The 15339-nt window shown below is 41.6% G+C and carries 3 protein-coding genes; 1 reads left to right on the plus strand and 2 read right to left on the minus strand.

Annotated features, from left to right (window positions below; all coding sequences use genetic code 11):
* Positions 1-6: 6 nt before the first annotated feature.
* On the plus strand, positions 7-1464 hold the full coding sequence (gene glyS / locus NITUZ_RS08625; protein ID WP_048197195.1) for a glycine--tRNA ligase: 1458 nt from the start codon (positions 7-9) through the stop codon (positions 1462-1464).
* Here the strand turns inward: glyS and NITUZ_RS09750 are convergent.
* Positions 1461-5963, minus strand: coding sequence for a fibro-slime domain-containing protein (locus NITUZ_RS09750; RefSeq protein WP_052370151.1), 4503 nt, complete (start codon positions 5961-5963; stop codon positions 1461-1463). The genes glyS and NITUZ_RS09750 overlap by 4 nt on opposite strands.
* 167 nt (positions 5964-6130) lie before the next feature.
* The gene (locus NITUZ_RS08640) at positions 6131-14674 is read right to left on the minus strand and encodes a LamG domain-containing protein (protein WP_155991553.1); all 8544 of its coding nucleotides are present in this window, start codon (positions 14672-14674) and stop codon (positions 6131-6133) included.
* Positions 14675-15339 lie beyond the last annotated feature (665 nt).

A 15339-nucleotide genomic window follows, 5' to 3' on the forward strand; every position in this document is an offset into this window, starting at 1 on the left:
ACAGCATTGAACTATGAAGAGGTAATGAAGCTTGCACTGGAGCGAGGATTTTACTTTCCAAGCTGCGAGATCTATTCTGATGCACAGGCAGGATTCTGGGAGTATGGTCCGTCCGGCGTGAGTATGAAGACAAAATTCATCGAGTTGTGGAGGCGTGAGCTTGTAAGGCGTGATGCCATGCTGGAAATTGACGGCTCGCAGATAATGTCAAAGTCTGTCTTTGAGGCATCTGGTCATCTGGCAAGCTTTGCTGACCCGATAATAAAATGTAAAGTTTGCGGCCTTAACTTTAGAGCTGATAAGCTGATATTTGATATTACAAAAACAGAGATTCCAGAATCTGCCGATCTAGCAGATTTTGATAGGGCAGTCTCTGAGAAGAATATCCGATGTCCAAAATGCAAAGGCGAATTTGAAAAGGCGCGCAAATTCAACATGATGTTCAAGGTGGAAATAGGTCCAGAGGCAGAAGCTGCATATCTGAGGCCGGAGACGTGTCAGTCGATCTTTGTTGATTTTCCAAGGCTGTTCAAGACCATGAGGGGCAAGCTGCCCCTTGGAATTGCCCAAATAGGAAAAAGCTTTAGAAATGAGATCTCGCCTCGTCAGAGTCTGTTAAGGCTGCGAGAGTTTTATCAGGCAGAAATTGAGGTCTTTTGCAATCCGAACAAACTAGACAAACTTGAGAGATTTTCCGAGATAGAAAACACCACAATCAGAGTATGGATTGATGATGAGCTAAAAGCGATGAGCTGCAAACAGGCTGTAGACAGTGGTGTTCTGCCAAACAAGTTTGTAGCATATTATCTTGGGCTTTTAACAGAGTTTTATGAAAAGACAGGCATCGATATGACAAAAAGTAGATTCAGAAAGCTTGGCGAAAAAGAAAAGGCATTCTATGCTACTGTGGCATTTGATTTTGAAGTGCAGACTACGATAGGCTGGCTTGAGCTGGTGGCGTGTAACTATAGATCCGATTATGATCTGACCAGTCATGCAAACAAGAGTAGGGAAAAATTTGAGGTCTTAGATGATGAGCAAAAGGTTCTTCCTCATGTATTTGAGATATCCATGGGCATAGACAGAAGTCTGTATACAATATTGGAGCATAGTCTACGTGATGAGAAGGAAAATGAAAGAATTGTGCTTTCGATAAAGCCATATCTTGCACCCGTACATGTTGGAGTATTATCCTTGGTCAAAAAGGACGGCCTCAAGGAGAAAACCGATGAGATTTACATGAAGATAAAGCGAAGATATGATGCCTTTTTGGATCATTCCGGCGCAATTGGGCGAAGATACAGAAGGCTTGATGAGATAGGTGCTCCGTTTGCAATTACAATAGACCACCAGACACTGCAGGATGATACCGTCACACTGAGAAAACGCGATTCAATGCAGCAAGATCGGATAAAAATACAGGATCTTGATACTGTGCTATTAAAAGAGACTGCCTTTCCTTAGCTTATTCCAAACGATGTGTCGATTCTAAAGTTAGAGTCTACTGTCTGGCGCTCTGCAAAGAATATGTCTATTTGATAATCCTTGCCAGTAACCAATCCCATTGATTTGAGCTGGTTCGAAGTCACAGTAGCTGAGCTTTTTGGGTGTACACCGCCAAGATCGATTACAAGCTTTTTGTCTATGAACACCCACACATCATCATCTCCAGTAAACTTGAACATCTGACCATCTGAGAACCTGAATGTGGAGTGAAGCTCTAGTGTAAAATGATAGTTGTGAGTCCGCCCCTCGTTTCCGAACAATTCCCCATCAATTGGGAAAAAGCCGGAACTACCAGAATCGAAGGTGTAAATGCTAGGATCAGATGATTGTGTTAGTGTGAGTGTGAAAGGTTTTGCAGAATTAACCTTTGATACGTCGTTGTACCATTGCTCAAAGTTCTTTTTTCCGTTGGTAGATATTGTATCTTTATTGAAGGCTGGCTTGCCGTCAGAGCCTAGAGTAGTTTTTACTATTCCGGGCTCTACTGCGTTGCATATTCCACCAGCGCATCCCTGCTCCATATCAGGGTGAGCGGCCTTAAAGTCGCGAATTGTTCCAGTTAGCGTAACCGTGGTTGGGGCAGGTCCGGGTGGAATTATAACAGTATTGGGATCTCCTCTTTCACAGTTAAGTATGGTATTATTGCCGCTATGACCCCTGCATTCATCGATTCCGTTGCCTCCGTCAATTAGGTCATCGCCGTTGTTGCCAAAGATTTTATCATTGCCATCTTCTCCGTACATAAAGTCGTCGTCGTTGTTTCCGTATAGCTCATCATCTCCAGCTCCGCCATAAATCGTATCGATTCCGTTGTTGCCATTTATTCTATCGTTGCCATCGCCTCCATAAATGCAGTCATTGCCGTTGAGTCCTTCTATTTTGTCATCGCCTCCAAGGCCGAATATGAGATCGTTTCCTTGCGTTCCACGTATGTTCTCACCCCTGTTCGTACCATGGATCACCTTATCATATGCTGACTCTGGGAGGCCACAGAATAATGGCGTTGGAGATTCAGACTTTATTGTAACCACTGCAGTGTCTGTAAGTCCGGCTCCGTTGGATGCCTCATATGTAAGATAATCAATTCCAACAAAGCCGGTATTTGGAGTGTATGTTATTGTTGTACCTGAAATTGTTGCAACGCCGTTAGAAGGCTGCCTCACTATTTGTATGGAGGAGGCTGATACATCGTTTGCAAGCACGTTAATTGTTACTGGGATTGCTGTGGTTGATGCCAAGTCATCTACTGCATCTACTACCTTACATTGCTGTGCTGGGACTGGTATGAATTCGATGTTGGTTGAAATTCCCAGATTAGACTGGACTGTATGTCTTTCTGCAAAGAACAGTGCAAAATCGTATGTCTGGCCAGCGGTCAGTCCTAATGTATCCAGATTTATTGTTCCGGTTCTTGGTGGTTGGACCCCGCCCTGATCAAGTGCTAGTTTACCATCTATGAATATCCAGATATCATCATCTCCTGTTATGGTTATTGTCTGACCTGGCTGGTAGACAAATTGTGCATATATTTGGTATGTAAAGTGGTAGTTGTGCGGATTTCCTTCATTTCCGAAAAGCTGACCGTCAATCGGGAAAAATGAATTATTACTGTATACAAACTTGCTTGGATCTGCCTCGGATGGAACCAGAGTGATATCATATGCGGTGCAGTCATTGACTGTGCTTACGTGGTTGTACCACTGGTTAAAATTGACAATTCCTGTGGTGGTTATTGTAGCTGGGTTGCCGTTGTAGATTGGCTCACTGTCAGCTCCGATGAGATTTTTTACTATTCCATCATCATCAGAAATCACATATTCGAAATCCGGATGTGATTTCTTAAAGTCTCTAATTATTCCAGATAATGTGACCTCAGTTGGTGCAGGTTTTACAAAAGTAGTCACTGTTGATACATTATTGCTAGGGTTTTCATCAGTTGTTTGTGGTGTTCCAATAAACACTTCTGCACTGTTTGTGTGGTCTCCTGTTGCGGTGCGCTCAATTGATACTCTGATCGATTTTGTTTGTGTGGAAGCCGGTCCCATATCACCATAGCTACAAACTACGAGTCCTCCTGCATCAAGCTGACAATCCGGATCCGATAAATGATCAATAGTGTTATCAAGGAATACAAAATCATCAGGAAGCTCATCTTGTACAAATACGCCGACAGCTGTTGCTGGACCCATGTTAGTTACTGTAAGGTTGTATGTCATGATGCTTCCTGCTACAACCGTTGCAGAGCCGGTTTTTGTTAGCGATATGTCTGTTTCCGATATTACATCAATTGGATCGGAGGTAGCGTTGTTGTTAGATGGGTCAGAGTCGGAGGAGGTCGTAGTGACGCTTGCGGTGTTTGTTATTGTTCCTAACGCATTAGAATTTACTGTACCATTAATAGTTACTACATGCACCCCAGCAGGCGGTATCGAGTCGGGTATAACGCAGGTTATTTTGTGAGTTTGAGAATCATAGGTACATTCCGGAGAAGAGCCAAGTATGCTAAATGTAACTTCAACTGGGAGATTATCGGTTATTATTACGTTATCGGCATCAGATATTCCATTATTAGTAACTGTGATTTCGTATTGTATAGAATCTTGTCCTGCAGTTACCACGGTAACATCAGATTGTTTTTCTAACAAAAGATCAGATTCTTTTATCACTGTAGTTGATGTACTGTCTGTTTGTGTTGTTGCACAATTATCGCATGTAACGCTCATGGTATTTGTAAATGGATTTTGTGCATTAGCACCAACTGTCACGGTATATTTTATTTGAATAGAATTGTTGTTGTTAATTGTATATGGACCGCAGATTAGCTTGGCTGAAGTATCAGGGTTGTGTTCAACCTGACAAACATTTGGCGCCGGCTGGGACGTTATCTGTACGTCAACAGTTCCAATTGGCAACATATCGGTTATGGTTACGCCATGAGCGTTCGAAGTTCCTACCGCAGAGTTGTCTAGTATAATTGTGTAATCAATTGAACCATCTCCGGCAACAACAGAACTGGGAGTTGATGTTTTAGAGATGGTAGAAAATACGATTGCAGGATTGATGTCTACTTTGACGGAATGGGTTGCAAATGTATCTGCGTTGCTGACAGTCGCAGTATTTACGGCCTCACCACTGGCTCCAGGTCTTACCTGTCCTTCAAGCTCAACTATGATGTAATCGCCAGCATCAAGTGTGCCAAATCCTGTGCAGTCAACACGGAATTGATCACCGACTCTGACACACGTACCAGCGGCAGTAGATGTTCCTGCACTCACATCAAACACAGTAGAAGTATATGATAGATTGCCATCTACCAGAACGGATTCGATTTGGGCATTTCCTGTCTTTGGAAAGTCGTCACGAATTGTTATTCCAGATGTCGGTTCGTTACCGCTATTGGTTGCTGTAATTGTGTAAAGTACTCCGTCTCCAGGCAATACCGATGTTACATTCGCGGTTTTTATGATTGTAAATAAGGCATCCGGTGGAGATGTAGTCAAAGTCATTATTGCAAGGCCTGAGGGAAGCTCCAAGAATCCAGACGATACATCCACAGGAGAAGGAGATACACTAGATAAATCTAGTCTGTATATTTTGCCCACGTCAACATCGGTGTTTGTTGGTTGGTCACTTACGTAGAGATCACTGCCTATAGGATCAACCACTAGAGCGTATGGAAGTGATAGCTTGCCTGAAGAGTTGTCTGAAAATTCTGAAGTAGTATCTGATACGGTATCAATTTTGAGGACACCCGGGCCAAAACCGAACGTGCCTGCTACATATACATTAGTGCCATGAACTGCAATTCCCCATGAATTGACAAGTGATACTCCTAATGCACCCTCGTATACTAGTACTGCAGTATAGTCAGGCGATGGTGAGCTTGACAGATCTATCAGATATATTTCGCCGTCTGCCGCACCTGCATCAAATATGTATAGTTTGTTATCAGTAATGGTCATGTCACGTATTTCAGAAAACTCGTGATCGATTGGTACAAGCGTTGGTGTTGCTGGTAGCGTACCAGAAGGGTCTACGCTGTAAATTAGATTATCAGAGTCTGCTACATAGAGAATGCCATTGCCATCTACCGCAATACCTACAAGAAATTCAAATTCATCACTGGTTACGCTTATTACGTTACTGGCCGGCGGTGCTGGATCTGGCTGTCCTGCTGTATCAAGATTAATTTTAGAAATTCTTGTAGAGTCTGCTACATATACAGAGCCTCCAAATGCTGCTATTCGTTCTGCAAACTTGATAGTGCCAGTATTATCTATTGGGGCTGTGTGTCCAGTATTCGGATTTACAAGATATGTCATGCCAGTGCCAAATCCACCGCCTGATGAATCAATAACAACCACGCGCAAGTCTGAGGATGGAATTGCCAAAGCTTGATGAGCACCAAAAATTGTCGCTACAAGTCCAAAAATCAGCAGAATTGACGCATTTCTCATCAGGTATCACCTGTGGTTTTTGTTATTTAATGTAAGCATAGACATACCAGTTTTGGAAATGCCATAGCCTTGTTCCAGCCTCATTGAAGACTCTGTTTTCCCATTTTATTTATGAAAAGTGGAACTTTTGGCAAAAATCAGGTTCCATAGTGGCAAAATGGTGCGATCTATTCTGATGTCATAGTAAGGAGTTTTGTGTATGTTGCTCTGTATTTTGCCTTTACCTGTATATCCTCCGTTGCGTGTGCCTCTGGTACTAGTCCTCCATCTGATTCAAGCGTGATACTCCAGTTGCCAACTATTGGGTCAATTGATGTGATTGAGAATCTCTCAAGTGGATTGTCCTGACCAGAGTATCTTATTCTGTAGACTTGTCCCTCAAGCTCAACGCTCACAGAATTGCCTCTGTTTCCTGCGGTGGATCCGTTGACCATGCAGGAATCTGATTGACCTATGACGCATGTACCATCGGGTGATACTACCCTATAATGTAATGATGGATTGACATCAGATGAGTATAGCAAACCCACTCTTGCAACCATCTCACCTGCTGCCACCACAGAGTTTACCAGTACTGGTTCTGATATGGAATATGTTCTTGTCTCTTGGAATGTTCTTAGTGTTGCTTGGGCGGTTTCGATTGTCATATCATACAGGTTAATTTGGGCTTTAACCGAATATTCTGATTCTGCTTGTGTGTTAGGTACCTTCCATTCTAGATTAACTACGGATTGTCCGTTGTTGAAGAGTTGCTCTGGTGAAGTGTAGACAATCTTGCCATCGATTACCAAAGACACTGAGCCGAACAATGGCTTTTCACTCTTGTTGAATATGTATGCTGTAGGCTTGTAGGTGGTTCCCTGTGCCTTGCTTGGGGTTGTATCAAGCTCTATTCTTGCATCAAGGTCATATGTAGGCTTGACACCAAGGAAGTATCTGTCCGAGGTCTGTATCTTTTGTTCCTCGTTTATTACATGAATCCAGTATATGATGGCTGGGGCCTGCAGGAATGAAGACGGTATTTCAGCTGATGCAATGTATGTATTTGTGATGTTTTGTAGAGGTACCACGTTCATTCTTACTGCTGCATAGTCAGTATAGTTGTCTCCTGCGGTGATAACCCTTAGCTCTGCCCTTTGGATTGTTGTGGGGCTATCAAGTATTGAGCTGAATTTGATCTTGGCATCATGTTCCACATACTGGTTTACTTCGTATGCACTGACGGGCTTGCTGCCGCCTACTTGGAACTTGATGTCAAATATGTTCGGTCTGCCTGCCTCTACAGTTGGCTCTGAGATCATCTCCTTGTCAAGGTCTCTCATCGGATTAACAATGATGGTTTCTCTGCATTGGTAGATGTTTGCCAGATATGAGGCCGATACTGCGGTCCTTCCTTCTGCCTGCTCTGCTGTGACTATGAAGAAGTTCAGATTCGGGTCAAGTGGCGCTTCATAGACATACCTGCTTATCTGCAATATCTTGTTGGCCTCAAGATATGGCTGCTCTCTTGCAAGTGTTGCAGTGTAGACTTCTTTTTGTGGTGTTCTTATCTTTACGGCTGGCGCTGGCGCTTCTGTTCCGTGTACTCCTATAATTATTCTTGCCATGTTGGTATCACAGACATCGTATGTGATTTGGTATATGATGATAGGCTGGATCAGCCTTCCTCCAAATCCTTGTCCGGTGGTTCCAGCCGTTCCAACAGCACCTCCACCACCGGAGCTTCCACCACCGCTGCCAGTGCTTCCGCCTGGAGTGCCTGGTGAGCCTCCAGGACCACTTGGGCCGGTGGTTCCACTTGATGGTGCAGATAGACTGAATCTGCTAAAGTGATCTACGGTCAGGTCGAGCTCACATGTGTTTGTGTTGATTGATACTGCATTACCTACTTGGATTCCCTGCGTCTTCCATGTATTGGATGTAGTATCGAACATGTATCCTGTCAACACTGGACATCCATTAGCATCAGATGCAAGTGAGCTAGATTTTGCCACTTGTACTTTGAGTACTGGCTTTGTTTTGTGGTTGGCTGTCTGCGACCAGTCGTATCCTATTCCATCTTCTGCATGACGATATTTTACCTCAACAAACAGCCTGACATTGTTAGATATTCCGTTTGTTCCTACTGCGGACGGTACTGTTGGAGCACTCTCTATTACTAACCAGTCACCAGGCGCTGCAGTTGGGATTACGCCATCTTTTGATTGTACGCTGAGCTGTTTGAGTCCTCCCCATGAAGGCATAAGATCTGTTTCCACGGGTAAGATCATTGTCTGTCCTGGAATTATTTTGTTCATGGGTGGTGTCATGACAAACTGTGGGGATGTTCCAGACGGAGCTGTAACTATGCTCGGGATAACAGAAGTTATCTCTGGAGATTCTGGGACCGAGTAATTCTGTATTCCTATTGTATTTTGTATGGTCTTGCCTGAAGATAGTGATGAAAATGATATGCTCAGCTTTACGGATGCTTGTTTTGTTATTGCACTGTTAAGCAATGTTGTGGCATCTTTTCCTACGGATATTATTGGTGGTAGATCTTGCACTTTGTCAATTACATGTGTAGATGTTCCGTTCACGATGGTTGCAGAATAGGTACTGGTCCATTTGTCATAGACAGTACTATTCAGTGATGGTGCCGTAGTGATCACAGTTGGTGCAATTGTTGATAGAGGAGTGGATTGTGGAGACACTCTGAACACTGCAGTTCCGTTTATCTGGGTTCTGTGTACTTCATGTATGGTACTATTGCCCAATACGTTGTATGTGGACGGAATTACGGTCATGGTAAAGTTGTATGTACCAAATGGAACAAGATCAAATGTGACTCGTCCTGGAATGCTGTCGTTGTCATTTGATACGTTATCTACTATTAGTAACGGTGTATTTCCTCCTGTTGGGTTTGGATAGACAGTATAGGATGCACCCGGAACTAGATTATTAGATAGATCTCGTGCTTCTATCTTTGCTCCTCCCTTGAATAAGATGGTATCACTCATACCCAATCTTTCACGTAATGATTTTGTCAGAACTGCAAGTTGCTGCTGATCGTCAGGCACATCAAATACACCTAATCGTTCGCTGAGTAACTTGACATTATTAGCAGTGCGTGCAGCGTTGTCTGTCATTCCTAGATTTTCTGTCAGTGACTTGGTGACGGTCTTGGCTGTGTTGTCAGTGATTCCCAGGGATTCGGTGAGGCTCTTTGATGCGGTCTTGGCTGTGTTGTCAGTGATTCCAAGGGATTCTGTGAGTGACTGTGTTCTGGTTGCTGCGGCAAATACGGTATCTTTCATTCCGAGGGACTCTGTGAGTGACTGGAATTGTGTAATAGATGTAGCTACGGTGTCAGTGATTCCAAGGGATTCTGTGAGTGACTGTGTTCTGGTTGCTGCGGCAAATACGGTATCTTTCATTCCGAGGGACTCTGTGAGTGACTGTGTTCTGGTTGGAGTAGTTATCACGTCTGAAATACCAAGTTTTTCAGTACGGAAGATTGTAGAAGTTTTGATGATAGTATCCGTAATGCCTAGTTTTTCATTTAATGAAACAGAGAAGGTTTTTGACGGTTTTATTGGCCACTGTACCACTTGGAATCGGTAATTTTGAGTATTGGCACTATCAGAAGTAATAAGAACAACATTATTTGTGGAAGTTAAATTGAATGCTATATGTCCAACTGGAAAGCCGGTTCCAGTTCCTGAACTACGTGTATTTTCTCCCATGATAGATGTTGTGCTCAAGCTTCTAACAGTACTTATTGAAATGTTCTGAGTAAATTCTTCAGAGCCAGCTCCGCTTCTAGTACCACTTTTGTGTTGAACAATCATTGCATCTGGTCCGGTTTGGCTGTTTGATACCACCCAAGCAACTCCTGTTATGGAGCTGGCAGGTGATGCAGTATCCTCCAAATCAAATGTAATTTGGTTAGTTGCACTAAAGTATACTTCTGATCCTGCCTCATCAAGACCAGTCGACGTGATTGCAGATCTGTGTTGATATTGGAAGAATGCTCGTTCTATGGAACCGACATCAGATATGCTAACTGTTTGAGCGCTTGTTGCAGTATATCCATGTTGTATTCTTTGTACAGACCAATTACTGCCAGTGAACTCTACTATTGCGTAGCTGAGGGGGTTTGCGTTGCTATTAGAAATCCCTCTTGTAAATCTGGCAGTATCAGAAGCTGCGAGCCATTCTGCAGTGTTTAGTGATGAAGACCACCTGGTTGAACCAGCATGAACGCTGCTTTGTCCTGTAATGAAAACAAAGATGTCATTATCATCTACTACTCCAGATACGGTTGGTGTATCTACCGTGAGTCCGGAAGCACTGTGTGTGACAGTACCCACTTGTCGTACTTTTATGGCGTTTGCACTTGTTGGGCTTCCCTGATAATCAACTATTTGCCAGCATATTCGATCATCATTTGTAGTACCTGCTCTTGTGAACGTAATAGAACCTCCTGCAAAGTCAGGATCACTAATGTAAGCAGTTACTCTGTCTGCGTTTTGTGTTCCACCCCCAGATGTTCTACCGATTCCTTGCTGTCTTGTGTCAACGATTCTTACAAATGCCTCTCCTTGCGGGTCGGTATAATCAGTTCCTGCAAATAACGTCTTGGATGTACTTCCGTTGCTTATGATTGTACATCCATTCTGCGTGTTAAACTCAATTCCTGGGAACTTTTGTGTTGTAATTGCACTGTTAAATCCTAATTTTTCTGTCAAAAATATATTCCTAGTAATTTTAATTGCATCCCTAATTCCGAGTTTTTCCAAAAGTGATACAGAATGAGCTTTACCTGCTACCAATGAATCGGTAAGACCTAACCTTTCTGTAAGATGTAAATCGGTAACCTGTCTTGTCAGTCCAACATTAGCATCAAGTATTCCAAGTCTTTCGTTGAGATTGATTGTTGTTTTCTTTACAGTGATTGTGTCTTGTATGCCCAGTCTTTCGTTAGCGGTTTGGATTTTAGTTGAGATAACGGTTTTAGTGATTCCCAGGTTCTCTGTGAGTGTTTTTATCAGATGCTTGTTTACAAGTAATAAGTCACGCATTCCAAGCTTGTCTGAGAATTGTTTGCTTATGTTCTTGGTAAATGAGATAGAATCCTTAATTCCCAGTTTTTCTGATAGTTTTGCCTTAAAGTTGTAGGTTACTGTCATTGTAATTGCACTGAATAATGATCCACGTTCGGATGGGTTTACTGTTGGTCTTACCTCATCATCTAATTTCCATCCCAACGCAAACCATGTCTGACCATTATCGATTGCAGTCTGCAGATTATTGTCAGCGCCTGAGCCGAGATCTATGGGTCCTCCCGATGTTGCTGCACATACTATGCCAGTGGCATATTGTGTGCCATTTCCAATATCATCCCATAGAATTTGTGCATCTGGTTCTGGAGATGATTGTGTTCCACCAAGTGTATGCGAGGTAGGTCGTATTTCAATTGCCCGTACTTCACAAGTTCTTGTGGATGCAAATGATGCTGTTGTAAATGAAGTTTTGACGTCAGTGATTACAGCTCTACTGTCAATTGAGCTGATATTGTATTCTACCGCAGTTCTGTAACATCCGTTAGCGTTGTTGGTTCTTGTAATGGAAGCCCTTGACTGTGATGGTTGGGATACTGTTGCAGGAGTTTTGCATACTGGGTTTCCATTTGTAGTTGTACCCGGAGCCTGCACTTGAACGAATGTACCACTACTGAATACTACTGTTGGATCTAAAAACGCAGTCTCACCATTTTGCAATGGTTGTGCGATTTCTAGGAATTCCACCGTGGTTTTCAGCTTTCCATTTCTGTTTTCAAGATTTATGTTCGAGAATTCCTTGGATGCCTTGGAAAAATCAAATGCGAGTGATGCCTTGCCGGTCTTTTTAAATTCAATGGTTTCGGTTACCATATCAGGTTTTTTCTTGCTTAGTTTTTCATTCTGTCTTAGTTCTTTTACCTCAGAGTTTGACATGTCGTTGAGGAGTTTCTTTAATTGCTTTCTTGCCTTGTCTGCAAACTTTTGTGCAATTTCTGGCTTTGATGTTATTATTTCATCACCAAGATCTGCCTCATCTGATTCTATGTTCTCAAGTTCATTGACAAATCCGTACTTTGTGTTTGTCTTCTCTGGATTTTTGTTAGTATAATACAGGAAGGATTCAAGTGGTTGGTCGACTTTTTTGCCATATGTGGTGATAAATGTACCATCTTTGTTCTCTCTTATTGCATTAATGAAGAATCCAGTGGAATTGGAGAATACTTGAATGTTGCAGGAATTTTTGTTGATTTGCGATTCTATCCATTGGTTAGAGCCTGCCTGAGCCTCCATTAGTTTCCAGTATTTCTTTCCTATTGCAAGCTGTGAGTTTGCATCAATCTTTCCTTTTTCGTAAATACGAACTGAACAGTCTGCCTTGTCAAATACGAATGGAATTTGCATAGAATCATAGATTATTTCATTTGGAGTTTCTGTCACTATGTGCTCTACGTATTTGTTTGTTGAAGGATCTAGTATCCATTCTGGGAGACCGAATGTGATCTGTCCTGTTCCATTTTCATATTCAACCTTATAGTAATCCTTTCCCCTTTCCTCAAAGATTATGCTGTCAGCTGTTATTTGTGGAGATAATTTTTGAATGCTTAAGCTATCTGCAATTCCAAACATTTCATCGTAAATTGTATTATTTGAAGGCAGTACGTTTTTGACCAATTCTATGGAATCTGAAAGACCCAAATAGTTACTGGAAGATATGCTTGGTTCGGTAGTTGAAGTTAAGCCAATAACATTTTCCATGCCAAGGTTTTCATTAAGCGATATGTTTGAGAGTTCGTTTATGATCGACGTATTATCTGTAGACTCTGTAATTTGTAGTGATTCAGATATAATTTGCGTGTAATTTGTCGGTGTCGTTACTTTTGGAATCAGAGTCAGTGTTACAATATCAGTAAATGAGAGTATGTTTTCGGTGAATAAGGGCAACTGTTTTGATTCATTTTTTATTTCTGATAGATACAGTTGCTTAATTTCCTCACTAGATAGAGAGCGGTTGTAAATTATTGCATTCTCAATTATTCCAGAGAATTTGTTGGACATGTATAACTCCCCTTTTCTTGTGTACATGTAAGCGCCGATTATGATATCACTGTCAGTGTTTGCCATTTCCGCAGGAGCTACATCCAGTTTACCATTTGACATTGAAAACGAGCTGGAGAGTATCTTGCTTGCTTGCAATTCACCATTAACATAAAGGAATATTCTTGTTCCATTTACAACAGCTGCAATATGAGATGGATTTTCTATTTTGCTTGTACCATACACATCAGTCCATCTTATACCGTCAAATACTGAAAATACTGCAGTACGTTTAGGATCGATAACATTGTTTATCGACAATGAAAATGATCTTTCCATTGATACAATAGTAAATTCATCAGAGAATTGGTTGTATATTGGATCAACCCATGCAGATATTGTGATCTGGTTTGTCTGATTTAATGTAGGTAGCGATACAAATTGTGTCATGTTAGTGTTAAGCGTGCCATTGATGTTGGTTTGATTGAGCAAGTTGATTGGGTCTAGCTCGATTTTCTCGATGTTCGGAACGATCACGAGTTTTGATAATATGGAGGGAAGCGTCTTGCTGTATATCTTGAGGATCTGGTCAGGTGTTAGATAGCTATCATAAATTTCGACATAGTCAAGACTTCCAGAAAATATACCCTCAGAATTGTCAACCTTTCTTCCATCCAATGCTGCACCTATTGCAACATCAGAGTCTGTACTAGATACGCTTGGAGTCACTTTTTGTACTGTTCCAGTAGAATCGACAGTAAGTGATTGTGTTGTCTTTTTTGTATTAGACAGAGTTCCGTTTACATAAATTGAGATATTTGTACCGTTAAATGTTGCTGCAATATGTGTCCAGTTCTGACCAATTTCCGAATTTGTCTGTATTTGGTGCCATTTTATGCCGTCAAATACAGAGAAAATTGCTTTATGCTGAGGATATAAAATATTATTAAGGGTTAATTCGAATGTTTTCTCTTTTGATATTATAGTGAATTTTGATGTATCTGATGAATAATCCGGCTTGAGCCAGGCAGCAACGGCAATGTTTGATGTATGGTTTGTGTTGTTTCCAGCGTATTTGATAAAACCGCCTTCAAGAACGATTCCAGTCTGATTTATTGCAACTTGGCCAAATAGCTGTGAGCCAATTTCAGTAGAGTTTGAGCCCCATGATCTGGTAGCATCCGGTACTATCACTGTACCTAGTGATTTGTCCGGAGTTGACTCTATCATAGATAGGTCTTCGGTTAGCTCCTTGAGGGTGGTCGAGTTGGATGTGGGGGTGACAGTATTGGTTGGAAGGGGGGTATTTCCAGTGATTTGAAGGGTCTCGGTTAGCTCCTTGAGGGTGGTCGAGTTGGATGTGGGGGTGACAGTATTGGTTGGAAGGGGGGTATTTGCTTCTGTGGCATTGGCAGTAGTAATTGAGTCCGTAGTATTGACTGGAAGTAGAAAAACAGGTTCATTAATGGAATCTACTGCTTCCGTTAGATTGGCTTCAGGTATAATCAATGTCGTTTCATTTTGTTCATCCACATCCATTGGAGTAAGAGATTGTCTTTCTAGTAAGGCAGGCTCAGTTGTTATTTCATGGTTAGTATCTGTTGTTGCTTCGTCAACAATTAATTCATCCATGGCTTCAGCATATGCTTCAGGCCAGTACGCCCTCGAGATTGAAACTGGTGTTATAACAGCTGATGATGAAAGGATAATTATGAAAATTAATGATAAAACCTTTTTATAATTTTGAATTTTGGTGTTTGGATTTTCAGATCTTACGATAATATAAAATGCAGAAATAGCAAAAACGAGTAGTAATGATTGGGATTGCCGCTCTATCGAGTCAGTAACATATTGTGTTGGTTGTACAAAGTTTTCAAATTGCAATATTTGTGAAACAGTATTTGTATCAAATCCATGATCATAGAAAAATTGTTGTTGTATCTTGAATAATTGTTTGTCATGTTGATGGTTTTGTTCAACATCAAACATATCAAACTGATCACTAGACAACCCTCCTATGGGATCAGTGGGTGGGGATACAGCTGTATTAGTGGATAAGATACTCCAAATATTATCAAATTCTAACTTTCGCTGATTGAAAATTCTTTCAAGTACTGCATGGACTGGATTGTACTTCAACAGAGAAATTGGATTATTCGAACCGTCGCCATTAGAAAACATCATTTTCTCTGATATGTCTAATCTGGTTGTATGATCAACTGTCGGTCTTTTTGTTAGAACTAGTGATATCTCTTGGTTAGCAAATTGTGTTTTCATTTCATCAATGCTGACTTTGT

Origin of the sequence: Candidatus Nitrosotenuis uzonensis (assembly GCF_000723185.1) — an archaeon.
GTDB lineage: Archaea > Thermoproteota > Nitrososphaeria > Nitrososphaerales > Nitrosopumilaceae > Nitrosotenuis > Nitrosotenuis uzonensis.

Bases quoted from the DNA above. Each gene is read 5' to 3' on its own strand.
- NITUZ_RS09750 (WP_052370151.1), bottom strand. From the start codon at position 5,963: ATGAGAAATGCGTCAATTCTGCTGATTTTTGGACTTGTAGCGACAATT.
- NITUZ_RS08640 (WP_155991553.1), bottom strand. From the start codon at position 14,674: ATGGATGAATTAATTGTTGACGAAGCAACAACAGATACTAACCATGAA.